Source organism: Stutzerimonas stutzeri (assembly GCF_051028275.1).
Classification (GTDB): domain Bacteria; phylum Pseudomonadota; class Gammaproteobacteria; order Pseudomonadales; family Pseudomonadaceae; genus Stutzerimonas; species Stutzerimonas stutzeri_AS.
Window position 1 is genome coordinate 3474381 of sequence record NZ_CP069269.1, and the last position, 23417, is coordinate 3497797.

At 62.5% G+C, this 23417-nt stretch carries 23 protein-coding genes; 14 read left to right on the forward strand and 9 right to left on the reverse strand.

What is annotated here, in order from left to right; translation table 11 throughout:
• Window positions 1-132: 132 nt before the first annotated feature.
• From JQR87_RS16110 to JQR87_RS16120, 3 genes are all read right to left on the reverse strand, one after another.
• Window positions 133-558 carry a DUF192 domain-containing protein gene (locus tag JQR87_RS16110; protein WP_407295198.1) on the reverse strand — a complete coding sequence of 142 codons (426 nt, stop codon included), beginning with the start codon at window positions 556-558 and terminating at the stop codon, window positions 133-135.
• A 65-nt stretch (window positions 559-623) separates the two neighbouring features.
• Complete coding sequence (locus JQR87_RS16115; RefSeq protein ID WP_407295196.1) at window positions 624-1400, reverse strand: DNA-formamidopyrimidine glycosylase family protein; 777 nt, start codon at window positions 1398-1400, stop codon at window positions 624-626.
• Between the two features lie 219 nt (window positions 1401-1619).
• Entirely contained in the window at window positions 1620-2504 is an 885-nt protein-coding gene (locus JQR87_RS16120; RefSeq protein WP_407297671.1) for a pseudouridine synthase, read from the reverse strand.
• 303 nt (window positions 2505-2807) lie between these two features.
• Here JQR87_RS16120 and JQR87_RS16125 point away from each other — a divergent pair, with 303 nt between their 5' ends.
• Genes JQR87_RS16125 through JQR87_RS16145 form a run of 5 tightly spaced genes read left to right on the forward strand, consistent with a single transcriptional unit; the run spans window position 2808 to window position 8984 of the window.
• Window positions 2808-4607: a thiamine pyrophosphate-requiring protein gene (locus JQR87_RS16125; protein WP_407295194.1), complete on the forward strand. Its 1800-nt coding sequence runs from the start codon at window positions 2808-2810 to the stop codon at window positions 4605-4607.
• Window positions 4604-5713 (forward strand): enolase C-terminal domain-like protein, encoded by a 1110-nt coding sequence (locus JQR87_RS16130; protein WP_407295192.1) that lies wholly within the window; start codon window positions 4604-4606, stop codon window positions 5711-5713. The genes JQR87_RS16125 and JQR87_RS16130 overlap by 4 nt, the downstream gene beginning before the upstream one ends.
• 10 nt (window positions 5714-5723) lie before the next feature.
• A complete protein-coding gene (locus JQR87_RS16135; RefSeq protein WP_407295189.1) occupies window positions 5724-6695 on the forward strand; it encodes a hypothetical protein in 972 nt (323 codons plus the stop codon).
• On the forward strand, window positions 6692-7336 hold the full coding sequence (locus JQR87_RS16140; RefSeq protein WP_407295187.1) for a gluconate 2-dehydrogenase subunit 3 family protein: 645 nt from the start codon (window positions 6692-6694) through the stop codon (window positions 7334-7336). The genes JQR87_RS16135 and JQR87_RS16140 overlap by 4 nt, the downstream gene beginning before the upstream one ends.
• Window positions 7326-8984: a GMC family oxidoreductase gene (locus tag JQR87_RS16145; RefSeq protein ID WP_407295185.1), complete on the forward strand. Its 1659-nt coding sequence runs from the start codon at window positions 7326-7328 to the stop codon at window positions 8982-8984. Before JQR87_RS16140 ends, JQR87_RS16145 begins: the two co-directional genes overlap by 11 nt.
• A 12-nt stretch (window positions 8985-8996) precedes the next feature.
• Here the strand turns inward: JQR87_RS16145 and JQR87_RS16150 are convergent, their stop codons facing one another.
• Both JQR87_RS16150 and JQR87_RS16155 read right to left on the reverse strand, forming a co-directional pair.
• The gene (locus tag JQR87_RS16150; RefSeq protein WP_407295182.1) at window positions 8997-9263 is read right to left on the reverse strand and encodes a PepSY domain-containing protein; all 267 of its coding nucleotides are present in this window, start codon (window positions 9261-9263) and stop codon (window positions 8997-8999) included.
• Between the two features lie 112 nt (window positions 9264-9375).
• Window positions 9376-9735 carry a copper-binding protein gene (locus JQR87_RS16155; protein ID WP_407295179.1) on the reverse strand — a complete coding sequence of 120 codons (360 nt, stop codon included), beginning with the start codon at window positions 9733-9735 and terminating at the stop codon, window positions 9376-9378.
• A gap of 170 nt (window positions 9736-9905) precedes the next feature.
• Between JQR87_RS16155 and JQR87_RS16160 the strand changes: the two genes are divergently transcribed.
• Genes JQR87_RS16160 through JQR87_RS16175 form a run of 4 tightly spaced genes read left to right on the forward strand, consistent with a single transcriptional unit; the run spans window position 9906 to window position 12521 of the window.
• Window positions 9906-10214 (forward strand): PepSY domain-containing protein, encoded by a 309-nt coding sequence (locus JQR87_RS16160; protein ID WP_407295177.1) that lies wholly within the window; start codon window positions 9906-9908, stop codon window positions 10212-10214.
• Window positions 10214-10519, forward strand: a complete 306-nt coding sequence (locus tag JQR87_RS16165) for a PepSY domain-containing protein (protein WP_407295175.1) — start codon at window positions 10214-10216, stop codon at window positions 10517-10519. The genes JQR87_RS16160 and JQR87_RS16165 overlap by 1 nt, the downstream gene beginning before the upstream one ends.
• Window positions 10519-11184 (forward strand): response regulator transcription factor, encoded by a 666-nt coding sequence (locus JQR87_RS16170; protein WP_407295172.1) that lies wholly within the window; start codon window positions 10519-10521, stop codon window positions 11182-11184. Before JQR87_RS16165 ends, JQR87_RS16170 begins: the two co-directional genes overlap by 1 nt.
• Window positions 11181-12521: a sensor histidine kinase gene (locus JQR87_RS16175; protein ID WP_407295170.1), complete on the forward strand. Its 1341-nt coding sequence runs from the start codon at window positions 11181-11183 to the stop codon at window positions 12519-12521. Before JQR87_RS16170 ends, JQR87_RS16175 begins: the two co-directional genes overlap by 4 nt.
• Before the next feature lie 35 nt (window positions 12522-12556).
• Here JQR87_RS16175 and JQR87_RS16180 read toward each other — a convergent pair whose 3' ends face one another.
• Entirely contained in the window at window positions 12557-12772 is a 216-nt protein-coding gene (locus JQR87_RS16180) for a hypothetical protein (RefSeq protein WP_407295168.1), read from the reverse strand.
• Between the two features lie 333 nt (window positions 12773-13105).
• Here JQR87_RS16180 and JQR87_RS16185 point away from each other — a divergent pair, with 333 nt between their 5' ends.
• From JQR87_RS16185 to JQR87_RS16195, 3 genes are all read left to right on the forward strand, one after another.
• Entirely contained in the window at window positions 13106-13975 is an 870-nt protein-coding gene (locus JQR87_RS16185; RefSeq protein WP_407295167.1) for a helix-turn-helix transcriptional regulator, read from the forward strand.
• Between the two features lie 826 nt (window positions 13976-14801).
• Window positions 14802-16037 carry an exonuclease SbcCD subunit D C-terminal domain-containing protein gene (locus JQR87_RS16190; RefSeq protein WP_407295166.1) on the forward strand — a complete coding sequence of 412 codons (1236 nt, stop codon included), beginning with the start codon at window positions 14802-14804 and terminating at the stop codon, window positions 16035-16037.
• Entirely contained in the window at window positions 16034-19690 is a 3657-nt protein-coding gene (locus tag JQR87_RS16195; protein ID WP_407295163.1) for an AAA family ATPase, read from the forward strand. The genes JQR87_RS16190 and JQR87_RS16195 overlap by 4 nt, the downstream gene beginning before the upstream one ends.
• 44 nt (window positions 19691-19734) lie before the next feature.
• On the opposite strand, the gene JQR87_RS16200 is transcribed toward JQR87_RS16195, so the two are convergent.
• Both JQR87_RS16200 and JQR87_RS16205 read right to left on the reverse strand, forming a co-directional pair.
• Entirely contained in the window at window positions 19735-20346 is a 612-nt protein-coding gene (locus JQR87_RS16200) for a superoxide dismutase (RefSeq protein WP_407295162.1), read from the reverse strand.
• Window position 20347: 1 nt separating this feature from the next.
• Window positions 20348-20809 carry a hypothetical protein gene (locus tag JQR87_RS16205; protein WP_407295161.1) on the reverse strand — a complete coding sequence of 154 codons (462 nt, stop codon included), beginning with the start codon at window positions 20807-20809 and terminating at the stop codon, window positions 20348-20350.
• Window positions 20810-21455: 646 nt separating this feature from the next.
• On the opposite strand from JQR87_RS16205, the gene JQR87_RS16210 reads away from it, so the two are divergent.
• Window positions 21456-22217 carry a phytanoyl-CoA dioxygenase family protein gene (locus tag JQR87_RS16210; RefSeq protein ID WP_407295158.1) on the forward strand — a complete coding sequence of 254 codons (762 nt, stop codon included), beginning with the start codon at window positions 21456-21458 and terminating at the stop codon, window positions 22215-22217.
• 146 nt (window positions 22218-22363) lie between these two features.
• The gene (cynS, locus tag JQR87_RS16215) at window positions 22364-22813 is read left to right on the forward strand and encodes a cyanase (RefSeq protein WP_407297669.1); all 450 of its coding nucleotides are present in this window, start codon (window positions 22364-22366) and stop codon (window positions 22811-22813) included.
• 3 nt (window positions 22814-22816) lie between these two features.
• On the opposite strand, the gene JQR87_RS16220 is transcribed toward cynS, so the two are convergent.
• On the reverse strand, window positions 22817-23374 hold the full coding sequence (locus JQR87_RS16220; RefSeq protein WP_407295156.1) for an ankyrin repeat domain-containing protein: 558 nt from the start codon (window positions 23372-23374) through the stop codon (window positions 22817-22819).
• Window positions 23375-23417 lie beyond the last annotated feature (43 nt).

Genomic DNA, 23417 nt, shown 5'->3' on the forward strand with positions numbered 1-23417 from the left:
CCTTTGACAGTGGATAACGTTATCCACCCTACGACGCAGCGCCGCGAGCGTAGGGTGGAAAACGGCCACAGCCTTTTCCGCCGGCGGTCCATCGGTCGAGAAGGAGTCACAAGGCCGCAGCGGCACGATCAATTATTCGCCCGGTATCCCCCGCACACGCTCGCCCACCTCGATCCCCTTCGCCTCGAACCAGCCCTGATTCATTTCCAGTGCATAGCGCGCCGGCTCCTGCGAGCAGCGGATCGATGTGTCGAGAGGCTCCAGATCGATCAGGTCGACGATGCGCCCCTGCTCGTCCATGAACGCTGCCGACAGCGGTAGCGGTGTGTTCTTCATCCACAGGCAGTGGCGACGGAAATCATCGAAGCGGAACAGCATGCCGTGGTTGGCCGGCATCTCGGTGCGCTCCATCAGGCCGCGTTCACGCTCAGCGGGAGACCGGGCATACTCGGCCTCAACCGTGGCGCTTCCAACCTGAAGGTCGAGCAGCGACTCGCTGGCCTGGGCGATCGGTGGTCCAGCCAGGGCAGCAATAAATGGCAGCAAAGCGGTACGCATTGAAAGTTGGCCTCGGGTTATGGCGCGCAACGTGACGAGTCCGCAAAGCATACAACGCTGATTTTTCATTCGTTGTCGACCGGCGCTTCGACCGCGACCTGTTCGCTGTCGCCGTAACGTTTTTGACAACGCTCGCAATAGAAGCTGCGCCGTTTGCTGCGACCAAGGGATTTGGCCCGAACGAAGGGAATCTTGCAGCGCGGGCAGGTGGTTTTGGTGTGCGCCAGCCAGTGCGCTTTAAGGGTGCCCTCACGCTTCCACTGCAGAAATTCGAAGCTGTAGGTCCTGACTTCACGTGCCAGTTCTCTCAGCTTGGGCGCAGGCAGATCGCCGATCAGCGAAAGCGGATGGATGCGGGTGCGAAACAGCACCTCGTTCTTGATGATGTTGCCGGAGCCGGAAAACAGCGTTTGGTCCAGCAGCGCATCGCAGGCCAGCAGCCGGGGCCGTGCACGCAGCTTCTTCAGCGTAGCGCGGTTGTCCCAGGCGTCGCTCATGACATCGGCGCTCCACTCGTACGCCTCATCCAGCGGGCCTTCGATGAACTGCACCGAGCAGCCATAGAAATTCAGCTCGCCATTGGCAAAGCCCAGGCTCAGGCGCGGCGCGGATTCCTTGCGCTCGTTGATACGGTAGCTGCCGAATAGCAGCAGATGAATGCGCAGCGAGACGTCTTCCAGCTCGATCAGGAAGTGCTTGCCCCAACTGCGAAACGACCGCACCGTCTGTCCCACCAGTCGCGTCTTGTCGAGCTTGGCGCTGCCCTCCGCGCGTGCGATCGGCTCGCCTGTGAATGCAGAGACTTCTTCGCGCAGAATGACGATGGACGGACCTTCAGGCATGGCGGCTTGCTTCGATGCGTAGACAGGCATATCGACTTCGGACCTGACGAGAAGGTGCCGCGAAGCGATCAGGTTCTGCGGGACGCCGGATCCGTGCAGACGGCGCGCAAGCGCATCGCCACGCCCGCACTCAGCGATCCCGGTTGGCCCTGTAGGAGCCAGCTTGCTGGCGATCCAGGAAATATCAGGTCTTAGCTAACGCACCAGCCACACCGGACGTCACGACCAGCCCAGTTGCAGCCGGCTCTCGAACTGGCGCAGCTTGCCTGTCAGCGGGTCAGCGAACGCCAGCCCACGTGCCAACAGCTTGAGCGGCTTCGAATAGTCATCCTGGTCGCGCCGACCCCGCTCGATCAGCTCCGGATAGAAAGGGTCGTTGCAGATCCCCGCCCCCAGCGAGGCCATCTGCAGGCGCAGCTGATGCTTGCGTCCAGTGACTGGATAAAGCGCATAGCGCCAAAGCTCGCCGCGGCGTTCGAGTACCTCGATGCGCGTCTCGCTGTTGGGTTCTCCGTCGCCCCGCTTCATCAGGAAGAAGGGTTCGCCGTCGACCATGTGCAAGGGTTCATCACGCGGAAAATCCAGATCAGGCAGCGCCGGGCAGATCGCCTCGTAGCGCTTGTCTATCTTGCGTTCGCGGAACAGCGCCTGATAGCGGCCGCGACTTTCCGGATTGGTCGAGAACAGCACCAGCCCGGCCGTCAGCCGGTCGATGCGGTGGATCGGGACCAGATTGGTATTGCCGACACGCTTGCTCAGTCGCGCCAGCAGCGTTTCGTTGACGTACTCCCCCGCCGGCATCACGGGCAGGAAGTGCGGCTTGTCCGCCACCAGCAAGTGGTCGTCGAGGTGCAGGATCTGCTCCTCGAAGGGTATCGGCTTCTCGTCCGGCACCTCGCGAAAATAGTGAACCTTCAACCCGACCTGATAAGGATGCGTCGCCTCCAGCGGTTGCCCGTCGGCGCCGAGTACGCGGCCACGTGTGAAGCGATCAGCCCAGGTCTCGCGATTGATCGCCGGGAAATGCGCGCACAGGCAGTCGAGCACCGTCGCCCAGTTGCCTTGGGGGAGATGCAGTGTGCTGCGGGCGCTGGAAACGGGCATTGACATGGCGACCCTGCGAACGAGAAAGGCCGCAGATGATAGCTCAGCCCCGCCGCCGAGCTGGAACATGGGTGTTCAAAACGATCCGTCACGACCTGGCATCCGTCGTTCTGCTGCGGCACCCCGAGGCTGGCTCGCCTGTCATGTCGGCAAAATTCTGGGAAACCCTCACGGCCCAGTCATGTCCAGACTAGAACAACAGGCATTCGGGTTGAGTAGGCTGCTTTCGTCGCAGAGGCGCAAGCTCTGGTAGTCCAGCCCCTTGTGTCTGAACGGTTCACGCCCAGACCAAGCGAGGTTTCCATGTCCATGACAGTGGGTGATTACATAGTCGAACGCCTTTACAACTGGGGCGTACGTCGGATCTACGGCTACCCGGGTGACGGTATCAATGGCGTACTCGGCGCCCTGAACCGGGCCAACGGCAAGATCCGCTTCATCCAGGCACGCCACGAGGAGATGGCCGCCTTCATGGCCTCGGCCGACGCCAAGTTCAGCGGGGGCCTGGGGGTCTGCCTGTCGACCTCAGGTCCAGGCGCCTCGCACCTGCTCACCGGCCTGTACGATGCACGCCTGGACCATATGCCCGTGCTTGCGATCTGCGGACAGCAGGCGCGCACAGCCATGGGCGCCCACTATCAACAGGAGATCGACTTGCAGGCGATGTTCAAGGATGTCGCCGGCGCCTTCGTCCAGCAAGCTGCCGCGCCGGCGCAGGTGCGCCATCTGGTTGACCGGGCGATCCGCACCGCATATGGCGAGCGTAAGGTGGCAGCGATCATCCTGCCCAACGACCTACAGGAAGCCGAATACAGTGAGCCGCCGCGCTCCCATGGTGCGGTACGCTCCGGCGTGGGCTATACCCGACCCAAGACGGTGCCGTATGAAGCCGATCTGCAACGTGCAGCCGAGGTGCTTAACGCAGGCAAGAAAGTCGCCATCCTGGTCGGTGCAGGCGCACTGGATGCCACTGACGAGGTTATCGCCGTGGCTGAAAGGCTGGGCGCAGGCGTCGCCAAGGCACTGCTCGGCAAGGCAGCGCTGCCGGATGACCTTCCCTGGGTGACTGGCTCCATCGGCCTGCTCGGGACCGAACCGAGCTACAAGCTAATGACCGAGTGCGACACCTTCCTGATGATCGGCTCTGGCTTCCCCTACTCCGAGTTCCTGCCCGAAGAGGGCCAGGCGCGTGGCGTGCAGATCGACATCAAGGCCGACATGCTAAGCATCCGCTACCCGATGGAGGTGAACCTCCAGGGCCAATCTACGGAGACCCTGCGTGCACTGCTGCCCTTGCTCAAGGAAAAGACCGACCGCAGCTGGCGGCAGCAGGTCGAGAAGTGGCGCGGTAAATGGGAGGAAGAGCTCGAAGAGCGGGCCATGGCCACCGCCAACCCGATCAACCCGCAGCGTGTGGCCTGGGAACTGTCGCCGCGCCTGCCGGACCAGGCCATCATCACCAGCGACTCGGGTTCCTGCGCCAATTGGTTCGCCCGTGACATCAAGATCCGCCGCGGCATGATGTGCTCACTATCGGGCGGGCTAGCCTCGATGGGCGCCGCCGTGCCCTATGCCATCGCTGCCAAGTTCGCCTATCCGGACCGCCCCGTGGTGGCTTTGGTCGGCGATGGCGCCATGCAGATGAACAACATGGCCGAGCTGATCACCGTCGCCAAGTACTGGAAGGAATGGCCCAGCTCCAAGTGGATCTGCTGCGTGTTCAACAACGAAGACCTCAACCAGGTGACCTGGGAACAACGCGTGATGGAAGGCGATCCGAAGTTCGAGGCCTCGCAGAACATCCCGGACGTGCCCTATCACAGGTTCGCCGAGTCGATCGGCCTGAAAGGCATCTTCTGCGATCGCGAAGATGGCGTCGCCGCCGCTTGGGAAGAAGCGCTGGCAGCCGACCGACCGGTATTGCTGGAGTTCAAGACCGACCCTAACGTGCCGCCGCTACCGCCGCATATCAAGCTGGAACAGGCCAAGGCCTATGCCTCGGTATTGCTGCATGGAGACCCGGATCAGGGCGGCATCATCAAGCAGACCGCCAAGCAGGTGCTCGGCTCCGTGATGCCAGGGCACCACAAGGAAGAAAAGTGACGTTCCGGCCTGACACCGCCATCCGCACCTTGCGGGTGGCGGCCTACCGGATCCCGACCGATGCGCCCGAAGCTGACGGTACTTTCCAGTGGGACGCCACCACTTTGGTGGTAGTGCAGCTTGAGGCGGGAGGCACAACCGGGCTGGGCTACACCTATGCCGACGCGTCGCTGGTTCAGCTGATCGAGGGCCATTTTCGCGATCTGCTCGAACGGGCGGATGCGTTCTCTATCGGCCAGATCAACGAGCGGCTCTGGGCCAGCGTACGCAACCTGGGCCGCTCCGGGCTGGCCGCCTGCGCCATTTCAGCGGTGGACACGGCACTCTGGGACCTCAAGGCGCGACTACTCGACCTGCCTCTGGTGCAGCTGCTGGGCGCCCGCCGCGAGCGCATCCCCGCCTATGGCAGCGGCGGTTTCACCAGCTACGATGACGGACGCTTGCGCGAGCAACTCAGGCACTGGGTACAGGAGGACGGCTGCCGCTGGGTGAAGATGAAGATCGGCGCCGATGTGCCACGCGCTGCCGAACGTGTCCGCGCAGCGCGCCACGTAATTGGCGAGGCCGGGCTGTTCATCGATGCCAACGGCGCTCATACGCCGCGAAGTGCCATCGCCTTTGCGCATCGCGTGGCTGAACAGCAGGTCGGCTGGTTCGAGGAGCCGGTCAGCTCGGATGACCTGGCCGGGCTGCGCGAGGTTCGCCAGGCGCTGGATGCCAGCGGCCAGGCTATGGAGGTGGCAGCTGGGGAGTATGCCTATACGCCGGATGATTTCCGTCGCCTCGCCGAACATGGTGCGGTGGACGTGCTGCAGGCGGACCTGACGCGCTGCGGCGGCGTAACCGGATTCCTCCAGGCGGCAGCGGTATGCGAGGCCTTCCATCTCGACCTTTCTGCACACTGCGCACCAGCGTTGCACCTGCACGTTGGCTGCGCGGCGCCTCGCTTTCGTCATCAGGAATGGTTCCACGACCATGTGCGGCTGGAATCGATGCTGTTTGAAGGGGCTCCGCGGTTGAAGGATGGCCATATCGCACCCGACCTGACGCGCCCTGGCCACGGACTGCGGCTGCGTGAGGCGGATGCCCGGCGCTACATCATCTGACGGAGAGCTCATGGTTTCACGCACGCAACTCAGGGTGCTGGCTGTTGGCGCGACCACTGCTCTGGGGATCGCTGCATTGAGCTGGCAAAAGCATGAGAAACGCAGTCGCGGTCTGCTGTTCACGCCGAGCCAGGGCACCATGGTCGACGCGGCGCGCACACTGAATCGCGGTGCCGGCTTGCTGGCCACCTCGGTGGCGCTGGACAGCGCACTGGAACACTACCGCGGCGACTTCCAGAACCGTGCCATGTACACGCCGCTGATCATCTCCACACTGTCGCTGTTGGCCAGCGGTCAAGGCCAGCAGGACCCGGACGCCATGGTCAGCAAGGTACGGGACCCTATCTACATACTGACCGGGCTGACCGGGCTCGCCGGTGCAGGCTTTCATCTCTACAACGTGACCAAGCGACCCGGAGGCATGAGCTGGAGCAACCTTTTTTACGCAGCGCCACTCGGCGCGCCCGCCGCGTTGGTGCTCTCCGGGCTGCTCGGTTACTACAGCGAGCAATTGCGCAACACCAGTGGCGATGCCGCGCCGCGCGTCTTGGGCCTGCCGGCCGGCAAGTCCGTCGCGCTGATGGCCGCTGCTGGGCTGCTCGGCACCACCGCCGAAGCCGGGCTGCTGCACTTTCGCGGCTCGTTCCAGAACCCGGCCATGTATCTGCCGGTGACTGCCCCGCCGCTGGCCGCTGGCCTGTTGGCAGCCAGCGCCCTGAGCAGTCCAAGTCGCCAGCGGCTGCGCTGGTTGTCACGCCTGGCCCTGCGCTTTACCGCCTTCATGGGGTTCGCCGGTGCCGGTTTCCATGCCTTGGGCATCGCGCGCAACAACGGTGGTTGGCGCAATTGGCGACAGAACTTGCAGGCCGGCCCGCCGCTGCCGGCGCCGCCGAGCTTCACCGGCCTCGCGCTGGCGGGGCTGGCAGCGCATTCGCTGCTGGATGAAGAAAGGGAACTGGCCCGATACCGATGGTGGAAATGATGACCAACCGTTATCCCGACTACGACGTGTTGCGAAAACGCCAGGGGCCGTCCTGGAACGAGCCGAGCCGTCAGGTCGTCGATCGACGCCTGGCCGTGCCGCCCGAGAATGATTTTTTCAGCGTGACGCAGCGACGCACGTTGCAGGCGTTATGTGATCGCATCGTCCCTCAGCCAACGGATCGACCACCGATACCGGTCGCCGCGCTGGTGCAGCTCAAGGTCGCTGAAAGACGTGGCGATGGCTACCGTGACGCGCGCTTGCCGCCGCTGCAACAAGCCTGGCCGCTCGGTCTCGATGCCCTCGACAACGAAGCGCAACTGCGCCATCAGCGCGGCTTCGCGGAGTTGGCTGCAGCAGAGCAGGACGCATTGATCGCCGCGATGCAGCGCGACGAGCTGAACAGTGATGCCTGGCATGGCGTACCAGCCGCCGCCTTCTTCAGTCATCGCGTGGTCCATGACATCAGCGCGGCCTACTACAGCCATCCTACCGCCTGGAACGAGCTCGGCTTCGGTGGTCCGGCAAGCCCTCGCGGTTATGTGCGCCTCGCCGAAGACAGCCGCGACAGCTGGGAAGCAGCCGAAGCCCATCCCGGCCAAGAAGCCAAAGCGAGGAAATTAAACCGCCATGTCCGCTGACCGACTACTCGATGCCCTCAACCGCCCTCGCGGTGGCAGAGGCCGCGCACCGGACGTTTTTCACCGTCGTGGCTGGGTACCGATGCGCGAGTATCCGGAACACGAGCTGGTGGACTTCGCCATTGTCGGCACCGGTGCCGGCGGCGGCACCCTTGCCTGCAAGCTGGCCGAGGCTGGATTTTCGGTGGTCGCGTTCGATGCCGGTGCCTGGTGGCGACCGCTGGAAGAGTTCGCCTCGGACGAAGCACATCAGGAGAAGCTGTTCTGGACCGATGAGCGCCTGTGCGACGGGGAGAATCCACTAAAGCTCGGCACCAACAACAGCGGCAAGGCGGTCGGCGGCAGCACGGTACATTTCGCCATGGTTTCGCTGCGCATGCGTCCGGAGTGGTTCAAGTCGTGTACGCTGCTGGGCTATGGCTTCGACTGGCCTATCGGCTGGCAGGAGATGTGGCATTACTACGAAGAAGTTGAGCAGGCCCTGAAAATCGCCGGCCCGGTGCGCTACCCCTGGGGGCCTAAGCGCCCCCGCTACCCTTATCGTCAGCATGAGGTGAACGCCTCCGGCCTGGCGCTGGCCAAAGCCTGCGAAGCGATGGGCGTGGCCTGGGCTCCGACACCGCTGGCGACCCTTTCGGCGCCGCGCGACAACGCACCACCCTGCGTCTACCGCGGCTTCTGTGTCACCGGCTGCTCCACCAATGCGAAGCAGAGCGTGCTCAACACCTGGATACCACGGGCCTTGAAAGCTGGCGCAGAAATTCGCGACCTGGCCATGGTCGGGCGCATCGAAACGGACGCCGAGGGCCTGGCCAGCGGCGTGCATTTCCACCGCAACGGCGAGTGGCGCTTCCAGCGCGCACGCCATGTGGTGGTCGCCGGCTATGCCATCGAGACGCCGCGTCTGCTGCTCAATTCGGCCAACCCACGCTACCCGGACGGTCTGGCCAACAGCAGCGGCCTGGTCGGCAAAAATCTGATGGTGCATACCAACCAGGCGGTGTGGGGACGCGTCGACGAAGAAATCCGCTGGTACAAGGGACCGCCCTCGCTGGCGGTCACCGAGCACTGGAACTACGAAGATCGTGGCAAGGACTTTCATGGCGGCTACGCGATCATGAGCCAGGGCCCATTGCCGGCTGCGTGGGCCGCGACCCAGACCGGCAACCACGGCCTCTGGGGCCAGGCGCTTGTGGATGAGATGGCGCACTACAACCATCAGGTCGGGCTTAAGATCGTTGGCGAGACGCTGCCCCTGGAACGCAACCGAGTTTCCCTGGCCGAGGAAAAGGACCAGTACGGGCTACCGATCCCACGCGTCACCTGGTCAATGAGCGATAACGATCAGCGGCTGGTGGACCATTCCATCAACTTCATGCGCCGTGGTCTGGAGGGCATCGGTGCCCGTGACATCTGGAGCGAAGCGGACGGTACCGCGCATCTGATGGGCACCGCGAGGATGGGCAACGATCCGGTCAACAGTGTGGTCAACGCCGATTGCCGCAGCTGGGACATTCCCAATCTATGGGTCTGTGACGGCTCGGTGTTTCCGACGTCAGGCGGCGTGAACCCGTCGCTGACCATCCAGGCTATCGCCTGCCGCACCGCAGACCGCATCCGTGAACTGGCGGCCCGCGGTGAGTTGTAGCTTGCCGAGCTGTCAGTCCTCTTTGTCTTGAGTCATTTCGCCGGTTTTGCCATCGATCTTGAATTCCCACACTTTGCCGTCGGCCTTCATGCCTTCGCCTTCCCAGAAGTCTCCATCGGCTTCGATGGAGTGAAGAAGGGTGTAACCGGCGGCCTTGGCATTCTCCACAGCCTTTTCGAGGGTGATCCAGTCGGCGCCAGGCTTGTCCGCCAATGCCACGCCACTTGCGGCGCCAAGCACGGCGATGGCGAGCGCAGCAGTCAGTTTCTTGTGGTACATGAGTCGGTCCCTTTCAGCAGTGATTGAGACGGGCCGTTTGGCAGCCCATGTAGATACGAGCCGGCGCCTGGCTCCAGGTTCACTCGGCATGCGCAACAGATAGGTGCCGGTATCAACGCTTGTCGATCGATACGATTGCCGCCTGCTCGCCTTCGCTCTGAAAGCTGATCTGTACCGCATCCCCCACGGCCAATCCCTCAAGCTGCTCCTGCCTTGCCTGGAAATTCATCGTGGAGGCCGGCCATTTCAGCACCGGAACCGGGCCATGGGCGATAGTCACCACACCGCGCTGACGATCCAGCGCTTCGATGGTGCCGGTCGCTCGCATGACGGGCTCGGACACCACCTCGGTCGCGGGGCCACCGTTGATCTCAGGCGAACCCGCCGGTCCCGCCGGCTTGAGTAGGTCTTCAGCCAGTACCGGCTGGATGCACAGCAACAGACTCGACATGACGCAACGCAGCATTTTCATAACACCTCCCAAAGCAGGTGGACGTACGCTGTATTTGACAATGGCGTGCCCGCCTTTGCTGCGCGCGAGTCTTCCAACGCGCAAATACATGCGCCTAGCCTCGTTCAGTTTCGCGTAAGCCATGCCTCGTAACCTGTGAATCGTCAAAACCCACACAGGAAAACGAAACCATGAAAACACTGACTACGCTGATCACTGCCGCCACCCTCGCCCTTGGTGCCAACCTGGCCATGGCCCGCGACCTGGGGCCTGATGAGGCACTGAAGCTGCGCGATGCGGGCACTATCCAGTCATTCGAGAAGCTCAACGAAGCCGCACTGGCCAAACACCCCGGAGCCAAGGTGGAGGACACCGAGCTGGAAGAAGAATACGGTCGCCACATCTATCAGGTTGAATTGCGCGATGACAAAGGTGTGCAATGGGACGTCGAGCTCGACGCCAAGACCGGCGAAGTGCTCAAGGATCATCAGGACGACTAATGCGACCCGCCACTCTTTTCCTCCTTCCGCTCGCTCTGCTGCTCGCTGCCGCCCCGGCGGCGAGCCGTGACCTGGATCAGGACGAAGCGCTGCGACTTCGCCAGGAGGGCCTGATCCAGCCACTGGAGCAGCTTCTGCAACACGCCATGAGGCGTTACCCCGGCGCTCGCTTGCTGGAGGCGGAACTGGAGGAAGAGGACGGCATCTACGTGTACGAAATCGAATTGATCACCGCCGAGGGCGTTGCTCGAGAGATCGAACTCGATGCCCACGATGGCCGTGTACTGAAGGACGAAGAAGACTGATGCGCCTGCTGCTTGTCGAAGACAACGTCTCGCTGGCCGACGAGCTCGTCGCCAGCCTGAGCCGGCAGGGCTACGCGACCGACTGGCTGGCCGACGGCCGTGATGCCGACTACCAGGGCAGCAGCGAACCCTACGACCTCATCGTGCTGGACCTCGGCCTGCCCGGCAAACCGGGACTGGACGTGCTTCGGGCCTGGCGCCAGCGCGGCCTCGCCACGCCAGTGCTGGTGCTGACCGCACGCGATTCATGGGCCGAACGCATCGAAGGGCTCAAGGCTGGAGCCGATGACTACCTGACCAAACCCTTTCATCCCGAAGAGCTGCTATTGCGCATCCAGGCACTGCTGCGCCGGGCGCACGGTGTCGCCAATCAACCCTTGCTGAAAGTCGGCGGGCTGGCCCTGGACGAAGCGCGCCAACGCTGCAACAAAGAGGGTCAGACCATCGAGCTGACCGCAGGCGAATTTCGTTTGCTGCGTTATTTCATGTTGCATCCCGGCCAACTGCTCTCGAAGGCCCAACTGGCCGAACACCTTTATGACGGCGAGACCGAGCGCGACTCGAATGTTATCGAAGTGCACGTGAACCGATTGCGCGGCAAACTCGGCAGAGCGCTCATCGAAACCCGCCGCGGCCAGGGCTATCGCTTTGGCGGCGCAGCTTGAAGTCGATACAGCGCAGCCTCAGCCTGGGGCTGATCGCCGTGCTGCTAGTGGTCAGCCTGTTGCTGGTGCAAACCAGTCTGTGGCTGTTCGAAGCGGGCCTGCGGCGTAACCTCGAAACCGATTTGCGCCAGGAAACCGAGGGCCTGCTGATCGCATTGGTCAAAGGCCGGGACGGCTTTGAGCTCGACGCCAGCCGGCTCAACCCACGCTATCAACGTCCGTTCTCCGGCCACTATTTCCGCATCGACCTGCCCGAACGCAGCTGGCGCTCGCGCTCCCTGTGGGACGCCGAACCGGACTGGCCCTCCGCAGGCGGGCTAGGCGCAACGCTCGCCGACGGACCACAAGGCCAACGCCTGCTCACCTATCGAGCCGAATACCGACGCGACGGACAGCGCATCGGCATCAGTGTCGCTCGTAACTACACGCCTATCCTGGATAGCTTCGACCAGGTCCGGCTGGGCGGACTCGGATTGGTGGGCGCGGTGTTGCTGATTTTCCTGCTCCTGCAGCGCTACGCCGTGAGGCTCGCATTACGCCCGCTGGAGCGCGCTCGCCAGCAGATTGCTCAGCTGCAACAGGGCCAGCGCCAGCAGCTGGATGTCCAGGTACCGCAGGAACTCGAACCGCTGGTGGAACAGATCAACCGCCTGCTGGCGCACACGGACGACACCCTCAAGCGCTCACGCCACGCCCTGGGCAATCTCGGTCATTCATTGAAAACCCCTCTGGCCGTGCTAGGCAGCCTGACACAACGTGAGGAGCTGGCTGCGCACCCGACGCTGCAGGCAGGCCTTCGTGAACAGCTGGAGCACATCCAACAACGCGTCTCGCGTGAACTCGGCCGCGCCAGGCTGGCGGGCGAGGTGCTGCCAGGCAGCTACTTCGAATGTGAGGATGAACTGCCGCCGCTATTCGAGACGCTGCAGATGATTCACCGCCGCGAACTCGATCTGAGCTGGAATGTTCACGAAAACTGCCGTCTGCCGTGGGACCGCGAGGACATGCTCGAACTGCTTGGCAACCTGCTGGATAACGCCTGCAAGTGGGCGCGCAGCCAGGTATGCCTGACCATCGACAGGACCCATGACGGTTACCGGATCCTGATCGAGGACGACGGCCCTGGCATTCCTGCGGACCAGCGTGAGTCGGTACTGGCGCGCGGAACGCGGCTTGACGAACGCGCCGAAGGGCACGGCCTGGGACTTGGGATCGTGCGGGATATCCTGAGCGCCTGGCACAGCGATCTGGTGCTGGAGCAGAGCCCCCTTGGTGGGCTGCAGGCACGCATTCGCCTCACGGCACCAAGGCCGGGCGGTAGCGAAGGTATGGATTAGCTGTAGCAGGGTTGATGCGGAGGAAACAACTGGCGCTACTGAACGCGGGCCAGCTCGTTGCGCATGTCTTCCAAAATAGTTTCGACCAATAGGCCATTTTGGACGTGACGTCCCGGCATAGTTCGGATCGCTTCGGTGCCATTGATGGGATAGCCGACACGGACCACCAGATAGCCATCCTCCTGGGGCTCTACACGGGTTTTATAGTCGGCCGGAAAGTTCTCGGCCAAATGGCGGGACAAGGTCTTCATGGAACGTCTCATTCACTTGATCTGAGACAAAGACCCGACAAATAACTGTGAAATTCCAGCCGTTCATCGGATAGCTCTTGATCTACAACAAACTGTAACCTTCCCCCTCCGCGCCCCGCGTCACTCCCTCTCGTTGTGCCCGTAAGCAAGCCATGCCAGAACACCCATCCCGGCAAAGGCAGTGGCGGAAAAAATCAGCGCATTCAAAAACAGGCTCATGGTTTCGATCCTCGTTCTGTTCGCTTGAACCAGGCCTTGAATATATGTAGCTTCTCGCGACACGTCGAGCTAGCCGATAGTGTCGTGTAAAGTTTTCCAGCTGATGAGGCACGCATGAAACGGAAGCAATCGATCAGCCAGATCCGCTGGGACCTGGCACTGCGTTACCGCCTGATCGAAACGATCGCCTGGTGGGAAGGACGCTTGACCACGGGCCACCTGATGCAGAGTTTCGGCATCAGTCGCCAGCAGGCGTCGAAGGACATCAACACCTACCTCAACGAGCACGCGCCGAAAAACCTTACATATGACCGCCGTCTGAAGGGATACAAACCAAGCAAGGGCTTCGAGCCGCTGTTCATCGACGGCAGCGCCAGCGCTTATCTGCACCTGCTGGATCAGAACCGCGACCGTGCCCCACACATCGAGGGGCTGGCCTTGGCCTATGCCCATACCGAAGTGCTGCACATGCCCGACCGCAGCATCCGCCCCGAGGTGCTGCGCCCGATCCTCAAGGCTTGCCGTGAAAGGCTGCGACTGGAAACCGAGTACGTCTCCCTTGCCAACCCTGAGGTAGAAATCCATGTGATGGCGCCGCACACGCTGGTCTTTACCGGCACCCGCTGGCACGTGCGCGCGTATTGCGAGAAGAACCGGGGTTTTCGCGACTTCGTGCTCAGCCGCTTTCGCGGCGAGCCGGATCTGATGGACGAGAGCGACATTCAGGTCGAGCAGGACGAAGCCTGGAACACACCGGTGGACGTAGTCATCGAGCCGGATGTGCGGCTGAGCACCGAGCAGAAGTCGATCATCGAGACGGACTACGGCATGCAGAACGGCGAGCTGCGTATCGCCACCCGGGGCGCGCTGGTGCAGTACGTGTTGCAGCGGTATCAGATCGATCCGAATACGGTGCTTGCCAATGCGGCAGCACAGCAGATTCAGGTGAGGAATCTGCAAGGGTTGAAGAAGTGGTTGTATTGATGATCCCGCCCAATGATCTCCGTAGGGGCGAATTCATTCGCCCGGATTTATCCGCTAGGCCGGCCGCGAGCGAAGCGCCGATGCTAGCGGCTCGCGCGCATCCGCATGGCGCCGCGCTTTGCTCGGTCCCGCCTGTAGGTTGCCCCTTGCACGGCGCGTCACTTTTTCTTGTGTGGCCAAGAAAAAGTAACCAAAAAGAAGGCCACCCCTACATCCGGGTTTTGCTCCGCAAAACTACCCTCACTCCGGCGCTGCTCCGGGGGCCGTCGCGAAGGGACATCCATGTCCCATCGCTCCTCGCTCGGCATCCATGCCTCGCGTCCCCCTACGCAACGCCTGCGCTCTGCCTCCTGAAGGGGACTCGGGACCGAGTCGTCTGGAAGTTTTGGAACAATGACAGCTACAAAGCGCCTTCTTCGTTTAATGACGAACAGACCCTCAGCCGACGCCGAACGCCCCTTTCAGAAGGCCGATTGGAATCCGCGCGGAGGGGAGCGAGCGGCATGGATGCCGCGAGAGGCGTAAAGGGCCATGGATGGCCCTTGTACGCCGGTCCCCGGAGCGCGGATGGAATGAGGGAAGTCGAGCGCAGCGAGACCCGGATGCAGGGGCAAGACTTTTTGGTTACTTTTTCGGCGTTTGGAAAAAGTGACTCGCCCAGCAGGGCGAAACCAATGCCCCAGCCAACCCAGCCAATAGGCGATACCTCAGAAAGCAGAAGCCAAAACGCTTTCCGAGAGAGCACTACTGCTCCACACCTACAGCTAGGCCTCGCACCCCTAGCGCGCCGGCAGACGCCCAACCGCCATGACAAAAGACCCCTCGTATGCGCCTGATCCACACCTCCGACTGGCACCTCGGCCAGACCCTTCATGGCCAGGACCGCGACTACGAACACACCCAGTTCCTGGCTTGGCTCCTCAACCAACTCGTCCAGCATCAGCCCGATGCCCTGCTCATCGCCGGCGACATCTTCGACACGGTAAACCCGCCCCTGAAAGCACAAGAGCGGCTCTACGACTTCATCGTCCGTGCCCACGAAAAGCTGCCACAACTGGACATCGTGATGATCGCCGGCAACCACGATTCCGGCGGACGCATCGAACTGCCCGGGCCCTTGATGAGGCGCCTCAACGCCCACGCCATCGGTCGCATCAGCTGGATTGCCGAAAATCAGCTCGATCACAACCGGCTACTGGTGCCGCTGCACAACGCCAAAGGTGATATCGCCGGCTGGTGCCTCGCCCTGCCCTTTCTACGCCCAGCGGAAGTCACCGGCGGCGAGGCAGGCGACGACTACATGCTCGGCATCCGCCACGTGCACAAGCACCTGATCGCCGCGGCCGAAGCCCAGCGCCAACCCGGTCAGGCACTGATCGCCATGAGCCACGCGCATATGGCCGGGGGCGCCGTCTCGGAGGATTCGGAGCGCAACATTGTCATCGGCAATGCCGAAGCGCTGCCGGCCAGTCTGTTTCCCGAGCCTATCGCCTATGTCGCGCTCGGCCACTTGCACAAGCCGCAGAAGGTCGCCGGACAGGAGCGCATCCGCTACAGCGGCTCACCGCTGCCGCTGTCCTTCGGTGAGATCAATTACCCACATCAGGTCCTCCTGGTGGAGTTCGACGGCGATCAGCTTGCCGGCGTCGAGCCACTGCCCGTTCCCCGCGCCGTGGAGATGATCCGGATCGGTCGCGCCCCGCTTGCCGAGGCGATCAGCCAGCTCGAGGCGCTCCCGCCGCTGGGCCTGTTTGCTGAACACCTGCCGTGGCTCGAAGTGCGGGTGCAGCTCGACGAGCCGTTGCCGGATCTGCGCCAGCGCATCGAAACCGCCATCACAGGCAAGGCCTGCCGCCTTGTCCGTATCGCCAGTGAGTACCGAGGCTCGCGGGGCGAGGCCGAATCCGAGGTACTGCTTGGCCTTGACCAGATCACGCCACAAGAGCTCTTCGCCCGCGCCTGGGAGGAACAGTTCGGCAACCCTCCGGACGACCAGGCGCTGGACGACTTTGCCAGCCTGCTGCGGGGCGTCGAGTTTGCTGGTGAAGGAGACATGCGATGAAAATCCTCGCCATCCGCCTTAAAAACCTGGCGTCCCTGGCCGGTGAACAGGTCATCGACTTTACCGCCGAGCCGTTGGCCAGCGCGGGGTTATTCGCCATCACTGGCCCGACAGGCGCCGGTAAGAGCACCATACTGGATGCCTTGTGTCTGGCGCTGTTTGGCAGCACGCCGCGGCTCCAAGACGTACGCACCCTGGGGAAGGTGCCAGATGGCAGCGACGAAATTGGGAACACGGACGAGCGCAACCTGCTGCGCCGCGGTTGCTCCAGTGGCTATGCCGAGGTGGACTTCATCGGGGTCGACAGCCACCGTTACCGCGCCCGCTGGGAAGTCAAACGCGCCCGGGAGAAGATCGACGGCCGCTTGCAGGCCAGCAGCCAGAGCTTGCTGGACCTGGATCGTGACCAGTTGCTGGCCAGCGGTAAGAAGCGTGAATTCAAAGAGCTGCTCGAAACCAAACTCGGCCTCACCCTGGCGCAGTTCACCCGTGCCGTGCTGCTGGCGCAAAGCGAGTTCTCCGCGTTTCTCAAGGCCGACGACAACGAACGCGGCACGCTGCTGGAAAAACTGACCGACACCGGCCTGTACAGCCGCCTGGGCCAGGCCGCCTTTGAAGCAGCCAAGCGCGCCCGCGAATCGCTTGCCACCCTGCAGCAGCAGGCCGGCGGCGTGCAGCCGATGGCCGTCCAAGCGCGCCAGGCACTCGAAGCACAGTTTCTGGAACAGCAAGCCGAGCTGAAAGACCTGCAGCGAGAACTCGAGGCTCTCAAACAACAGCGCCAGTGGTTGCAGGATCTGGCGAGTCTGCAGGCCGAGCGTGACAATGCCCGGCGGCAACTCGCCGAGGCCGAGGAGGAACAGGCAAACCTTGCCGACGCCCGTCGCATCCTCGGGCTGTTCGAACAGCTGGCACCGCAACGCCATCGCTTTATCCGAGCGCGCGATCTGACACCGTTAGTCGCGAAGATTGAGGCAACGTTGGCGCGTCACGCGCGCGAGCACGCCGCCGTGCATAAGCAGCTCGAAACGCTGGAACAGGCCTGCCAGGCTGCCACCGAAGCGCTGAAAGCCGCCGAACAGGGGTTGAAGGCGGCAGAACCACGACTGGCTGCAGCGCGCCGTGAAGAGGAGCGTCTAAGCCACCTTCTCGCTGATCTACGTGACGCCAAGGCTCAGGCCGAACAGGCCGAAACGGCAAACAAGACGGGCGAGCACGCGCTTGCCCAGCTACGCCAACGTCAGGACCAGGCCGCCGGACAGCTCGCCATCCTGACCGAGCAGCTCGCCACCAGCGCCGAACTGCAACCGCTTTGCACAGCCTGGAACGGCTATCGCCCGCGCCTGCAGCAAGCCGTACAGATCGCCGCTCGCCTGCAGCAAGGTCGGCAGGAATTGCCCGCTTTGGAAGCGGCAGCCAAAGCAGCCGAAGCGGCGCAGACCAAAGCACGCGACGCCCTGGAAGAATTGCAGAGGCAGATCGGCGGCGGGACCAACCTAAGCGAACAACTGGCTCAACTGACGGCAAATCTCCAAGCGTTCCGGGAAGCCGAACGTGCATTCGAGAACCTGCATGGCCTCTGGTCCCGGCAGCAGCAATTGTTGGAACAACGGCGCAGGGTGCAAAGCGAGCAGAGCCGCCAGCAGAACGAGCTGGAGCGCCTGACCGACGCCGGCAAGCTCGCCCGCATCGAGCGTGACGACGCGGAAAAGGCACTGAAGGTGGTGCAGGCGTTGCTGGATCGCCAGCGTCTCGCCCGTAGCGCCAATGTCGAGGTATTGCGCGCCGCGCTTGTGCCGGGCGAGCCATGCAGCGTGTGTGGCAGTAACGAGCATCCCTGGCACGACGGCGACGCGTTGCTCGCCGCGCTCGATCAACAGGACGAGCGCGAAGTCGAGCAAGCGCAACTTCGACTTAAAGCCCAGGACGAGAAGCTGCAGGCCCTGCGCGATCAGCACATCGCGCTCAACACGGGCATCAAGCAGAACGGGCAGCGACAGGCAGAAATCACTGAAGACCTGGCGAAGCTCGACGCCCAACTGGGGGAGCTGCCCGTTTACAGCCAATTGCTGAACCAGGCAGAAGCAGAGCGGCAAACCTGGCTCGACAGCCGCATGGCCTCGCTCAAAACCGATATCGCAAGCGCCAACAGCCGGCAGCTGGAGTTGTTCAAGCTGCAACAGCAGACCGAAGCGCTGCAAACGGAGTGGCAGCGCGCACGGGACGCCTGCGTTCAAGCCTCGCAGCTACTCGCCGCACAGCGCGACGCCATAACCCGTGATGACGCGCGGCTTACGGAAGAACTGGGCGAGTTTGCCGAACTATTACCCATGGCCATGCTCGAGCGTTGGCGCGAAAAGCCGGCCGAGACCTTTATGCAGCTGGACGGGCAGATCGAATCGCGGCGCCAGCAGATAGAACAGCAGGCCGAATTGGCCGATGAACAGCAGCAGCGCCAGACCGCCCTGGCGCACGAGCAGCTGCAACAGCAGCATCGTCTAGAGCAATACAAGGCGTGCGCCAAACGGCTCAGCGAACTGCAAAACCGCGAGCAGGCCTGTCGCCTGGCGCTGAGCGATAGCCTTGGCGAGCAACCCAGCGCGCAGGCCTGGCAACAGCAGCTGGAAAGCGCAATCCAGACAGCCCGGCAGCAACAAGCCGAGGTTGACCGGCAGCTGAACGAGGCGCGGGTCGAACTGACCCGGCTTGCCGGGGAACAACACAACTGCAGCCAGCGCCGCGACGAATTGCTCACCGAACGCAGCGTTCTCGGCGAGGAGCTTGCTGCCTGGCGTGCAGCGCACCCTGACCTGGACGATACGACGCTTGAACAGTTACTGCAGCTGGACGATTCGCTGCTTGCGGAAGCACGGGAGCGCCTGCGCGCCAACACCGAACAGCTCGCCCGTGGCCGCGAGCGGCTGGACGGCTGCGAACAGCGGTTGAAAACGCATGAAGCCGGACAACCGAACCCACCCGACGCCGAACTGCTGGAAGTCCACTTCGCCAGTCGGCAAGCCAGCTGCGAGAGCGCCGAGCAGCGCAACACTGAAACCCGTGCGGCGCTGCTCGATGATGACCGCCGACGCAATCAAAGCCAGGCCCTGCTTCAGCAAATCGCCGACGCCACCGCCGAAAGCCAGCGCTGGGGTCGGATCGCCGCACTGATCGGCTCCAGCGACGGCGGCGCCTTCCGCAAGATCGCCCAGGCCTACAACCTCGACCTGCTGGTGCAGCACGCGAACGTGCAGCTGCGTCAGCTGGCCCGACGTTATCGGCTCAAGCGCGGCGGCAGCCCGCTGGGGTTGCTGGTAATGGATACGGAGATGGGTGACGAGCTGCGCTCGGTGCATTCACTGTCGGGCGGCGAGACCTTTCTCGTCTCGCTGGCACTGGCGTTGGGCCTTGCCTCGATGGCGTCGAGCAAATTGAAGATCGAGTCGCTGTTCATCGACGAAGGCTTCGGCAGCCTCGATCCGGAGTCGCTGCAGATCGCCATGGATGCACTGGACTCGCTGCAGGCACAGGGGCGCAAGGTGGCGGTGATCTCACACGTAGCGGAGATGCATGAGCGCATCCCGGTGCAGATTCAGGTGCAGCGGCAGGGTAACGGACAGAGCGGTTTGAAGATCGTCGGCGGGACGGGATCCTGAAGCAGTTGAGCACAGCATCGGCGTGATGCTGTGCTTGGCTGCCTTCAGGCAATCGCAGCCTGATAGCGCCGTTGCACTTCTGGCCAGTTGATCACCTGGTAGAAGGCATTGATGTACTCGGGTCGGCGGTTCTGGTAGCGCAGGTAATAGGCGTGTTCCCAGACGTCCAGGCCCAGAATCGGCGTGTTACCGCCCATCAGCGGGCTGTCCTGATTGCCGGTGTGTTCGACCACCAGTTTCTTCTCGGGCGTCACGCTGAGCCACGCCCAGCCGCTGCCGAAGCGCGACACAGCCGCTTTGGTAAACGCCTCCTTGAACTGGTCGAAGCCGCCGAGCTGCTCATCGATGGCGGTGGCCAACTCACCGTCGGGCGTGCCGCCTGCATTGACGGCCATGACCGTCCAGAACAAAGAGTGGTTGGCATGACCGCCGCCCTGGTTGATCACCGCAGCATGTTTGTCCGCGGGCAATTGCTGAATCATGGTCAGCAGGCGTTCGACCGGGACCTCAGCCCACTCGGTGCCTTCCAGCGCCGCATTGAGGTTATTGATGTAGGTCTGGTGATGCTTGGTGTGGTGGATCTCCATCGTCTGGGCATCGATATGAGGCTCCAGCGCGTCGTAGGCGTAGGGCAGCTCGGGAAGCGTATGGGGCATGTCAGTGCACTCCGTGAAAAGGGCCTTCGTTCAAAAGAATCTGCTGTTGCAGCAGTGAGGCCGGTTGGTTGGCGCTGCGCTTGAGCACGCGGCGTATGCGTGGGGTCTCGCCGTGGGCGGTGGTGAATTGCAGGAGCTCGACGTAGCTGTGGCGGCTGTGACGCAGGCATGCCTCGCGAAGCTCCGTCGTGAGCCGCAGGTCGATAAGGCACGAGAGCAGGTGCTCGTGAATGGCACAGAGGTATTCCGCGCTCTCCTCCGGCTGCATCAATCGCAGATGCACATCGGCAAGGTTGTGGTGCGAAATAACGTAGGCGGCGACCGCTTCATCAGCGTCGTGCCAGCGCTCGAACAAGACCCTGCTGAGCGCAAGCGCCTGCAGATAATGCTCCCGGGCATCGATGTATTCGCCCCGGTTGAAGTACTGGTTGGCCAGTTCGATGGTCCATTTCCAATGTTCCAAGGTTGGGCTCCTTGAAGCCTGGGGCTTCAGCGGACGGAACAGGCGAGCCACAGCATCAAGGGAAACACTGCCGAGCCTCGATAATGAGTTTAATTATCATTTACTAATCAGCCAGGCAAGCGTCAGTGCCGCCGGGCCGACGAACGCACCCAGGCGGAAGGTGATATCAGGCCTGCAAGACGCAACACAGGAGGAACAACAGGGGACAGGCGAAGCCGCATATGGACCCGCTTTTCTGCGCAGGGGATAGGAGGAAGGGCTTGCAGCGTGCCTAGCGTTGAAAGAACGCCGCGGCCGCACCGGGACAGAACCAGGCGAGCGCGGCACGTACCGTAGCGGCCATCACCGAACCAGCGACAACATCCCTACATACGACGAAAGCAGCATCTGGATCCTCGCTCAAACAAGGCAAACACCCAAGCCGGAGCAATGTCGAGATATAGGCGCGCGATGTAAGCGAAAAAGCGAGCCCGGTAAACGCCGCTTGTGGCCACGCTCCGGGGATCGCACGAGAGAGGGTGTTGCGGGCCCACGGCTTGTGGCTGTGCGCCTGTCGCGGCGTTCAGATCAGCCGCGAACGGTCGAAGCATACGAACCCAAGCTTTCAATCAGCTGTCGACCCTGCAGACACCATCGAGACAGCAACATGAACCAAACCAATTCCGTAGCCGGCCAATTGCGCGCTATGCATGAGGATGGCTTCGTCCTGCTGCGACAGGTGATTCAACCGAAACAGGTCGAAGCCGTGCGATCCGCAATCGACCGTCTCGAGCCCATCCACTGGGATTATCAAGGAATGGTCGACGACCATTACAAATGCGTCTTCAACCGCGATCCGTTCTGGCTGCCCCTGCTGGACCCGCCGAGAGTTATCGAGCTGGCCGAGGCGTGCCTTGGCACCGACTGCCACATCATCGGGCAGACGGCCTGGCGTAGCCATCCGGGCTTTATCGGCGGCGAACTGCATGCGGACTACCTGGCGTTGGAATTACCCGAGCGGCTGTTGCAAGACCCGGCATTCCAACTGCCGATGCAGGTCTGCACAGCGCATATCTACCTCGACCGCATCGACGCGGACCTTTGTCCCACTCGGGTCATTCCCGGCAGCCACCGTGCCGGTCGCAAGCCGCGCCCAGGGGAAACCCAATGGCGAGGTCGAGCACCGCAGCCAGTACTCTGCGAAGCCGGTGACGTTTTGATGTTTCGTAGCGATCTCTGGCACGCCGGTAGCCGCAATCGCACGATTGACCGCAGCCGCTACCTGCTGCAGGTGCATTATGGGCGGCGCATGATCGCTCAGAAGTTTTCGCCCTATCTGCAGTGGCGCTTCAACCCGGCGGTGATCGAAGCCGCTACGCCGAGACAGCGCCGCCTGCTCGGCGAGCACGAGGCTACAGAGTACGACTGAGCCAAGGGCAGCTGGACACGCCGCCTGGAATCGTCCGAGGGTCGAAAGGCGTTATGCACCAGGAACTCGCCCTGCTGCCCTGGCATATGTTCTGCATCGAATGGCAACCAGCCGCAGCTCGCGGCGCCACTCGAAGAGGAACCGCGATGATTTCCTGCCGCAGCCAAGTGACACAGATGATCATCTCCACCAAGGTGCGCAAGGGCCTCAAATGGAGCCAGATAGCTGAAACCATCGGCATGTCGAAGGAATGGACCACGGCTGGCTGCCTCGGTCAGATGGCCTTCGACAAGTCCCAGGCAGAGACCCTCGGCAAGCTGTTCGAGCTATCGGACGAAGCCATCGCCTGGCTGCAAATTGTGCCTTATAAAGGGTCACTGCCCACTTCGGTGCCCACCGACCCGCTGATCTATCGCTGGTACGAGCTGGTCAACGTTTACGGGACCACCATCAAGGAGCTGATCCACGAGGAGTTTGGCGACGGCATCATGAGCGCCATCGACTTCTCCATGGACATTCAGCGCCAGCCCGACCCCAAAGGCGACCGGGTCAATGTGGTCCTGTCGGGCAAATTCCTGCCTTACAAGAGTTACTGATGCTCAACGGGTGCGAATCTCTCCGCGCGCCAGGCTCTCGACGCGATTACCCAGCGGGTCGGTGGCCTCCAGATCGGCGCCGCGCTCGCGCAGGGCTTCGAGCAAGGCGTCACGCTGAAACAGGGCGGCGTACATGGCAGGTGTCTGGCCGGCATTGTTGCGCTGATCCGGGTCACACTCGGTTGCCAGCAAACGCTTGGCGATCCGCAGCTCGCCTTTGAAGATCGCGCCCATCAAGGCGGTATTGCCCCGTTTGTCTTCGGCGCAGGCGTCAGCGCCAGCGGCCAAAAGCCGCTCGACCGTCGCCGGGTGGCCGTTATAGGCCGCAAGGATCAAAGCGGTATAGCCCTTGTTGTCAGCTGTGTTCAAGTCGTAACCGGACTTGATGAATTCGTCGAGCACTTCGTTATCGCCGAATCGAGCGGCGTTGAAGAAGTAGTCGCGCAGCTGGCTTTGCACTTGCTCGGCGTCATCACCCGAGATCGCAGCCAGCTCCTGATCGGCGGAAGCATGACCACTACTGAGCAGCAAGGCAGACAGTAAGAAAAAAATGCGTTTCATCTTCGTCCCCTTAAAAGACGACCCGAGCGCTGCTCGGGTCGTT

Bases quoted from the DNA above. Each gene is read 5' to 3' on its own strand.
- JQR87_RS16150 (WP_407295182.1), bottom strand. From the start codon at position 9,263: ATGTACCACAAGAAACTGACTGCTGCGCTCGCCATCGCCGTGCTTGGC.
- JQR87_RS16180 (WP_407295168.1), bottom strand. From the start codon at position 12,772: ATGAAGACCTTGTCCCGCCATTTGGCCGAGAACTTTCCGGCCGACTAT.
- JQR87_RS16160 (WP_407295177.1), top strand. From the start codon at position 9,906: ATGAAAACACTGACTACGCTGATCACTGCCGCCACCCTCGCCCTTGGT.
- JQR87_RS16155 (WP_407295179.1), bottom strand. From the start codon at position 9,735: ATGAAAATGCTGCGTTGCGTCATGTCGAGTCTGTTGCTGTGCATCCAG.
- JQR87_RS16220 (WP_407295156.1), bottom strand. From the start codon at position 23,374: ATGAAACGCATTTTTTTCTTACTGTCTGCCTTGCTGCTCAGTAGTGGT.
- JQR87_RS16145 (WP_407295185.1), top strand. From the start codon at position 7,326: ATGTCCGCTGACCGACTACTCGATGCCCTCAACCGCCCTCGCGGTGGC.
- JQR87_RS16210 (WP_407295158.1), top strand. From the start codon at position 21,456: ATGAACCAAACCAATTCCGTAGCCGGCCAATTGCGCGCTATGCATGAG.
- JQR87_RS16190 (WP_407295166.1), top strand. From the start codon at position 14,802: ATGCGCCTGATCCACACCTCCGACTGGCACCTCGGCCAGACCCTTCAT.
- JQR87_RS16125 (WP_407295194.1), top strand. From the start codon at position 2,808: ATGTCCATGACAGTGGGTGATTACATAGTCGAACGCCTTTACAACTGG.
- JQR87_RS16120 (WP_407297671.1), bottom strand. From the start codon at position 2,504: ATGCCCGTTTCCAGCGCCCGCAGCACACTGCATCTCCCCCAAGGCAAC.
- JQR87_RS16195 (WP_407295163.1), top strand. From the start codon at position 16,034: ATGAAAATCCTCGCCATCCGCCTTAAAAACCTGGCGTCCCTGGCCGGT.
- JQR87_RS16170 (WP_407295172.1), top strand. From the start codon at position 10,519: ATGCGCCTGCTGCTTGTCGAAGACAACGTCTCGCTGGCCGACGAGCTC.
- JQR87_RS16110 (WP_407295198.1), bottom strand. From the start codon at position 558: ATGCGTACCGCTTTGCTGCCATTTATTGCTGCCCTGGCTGGACCACCG.
- JQR87_RS16140 (WP_407295187.1), top strand. From the start codon at position 6,692: ATGATGACCAACCGTTATCCCGACTACGACGTGTTGCGAAAACGCCAG.
- JQR87_RS16200 (WP_407295162.1), bottom strand. From the start codon at position 20,346: ATGCCCCATACGCTTCCCGAGCTGCCCTACGCCTACGACGCGCTGGAG.
- JQR87_RS16135 (WP_407295189.1), top strand. From the start codon at position 5,724: ATGGTTTCACGCACGCAACTCAGGGTGCTGGCTGTTGGCGCGACCACT.
- JQR87_RS16115 (WP_407295196.1), bottom strand. From the start codon at position 1,400: ATGCCTGAAGGTCCGTCCATCGTCATTCTGCGCGAAGAAGTCTCTGCA.
- JQR87_RS16185 (WP_407295167.1), top strand. From the start codon at position 13,106: ATGAAACGGAAGCAATCGATCAGCCAGATCCGCTGGGACCTGGCACTG.
- cynS (WP_407297669.1), top strand. From the start codon at position 22,364: ATGATTTCCTGCCGCAGCCAAGTGACACAGATGATCATCTCCACCAAG.
- JQR87_RS16165 (WP_407295175.1), top strand. From the start codon at position 10,214: ATGCGACCCGCCACTCTTTTCCTCCTTCCGCTCGCTCTGCTGCTCGCT.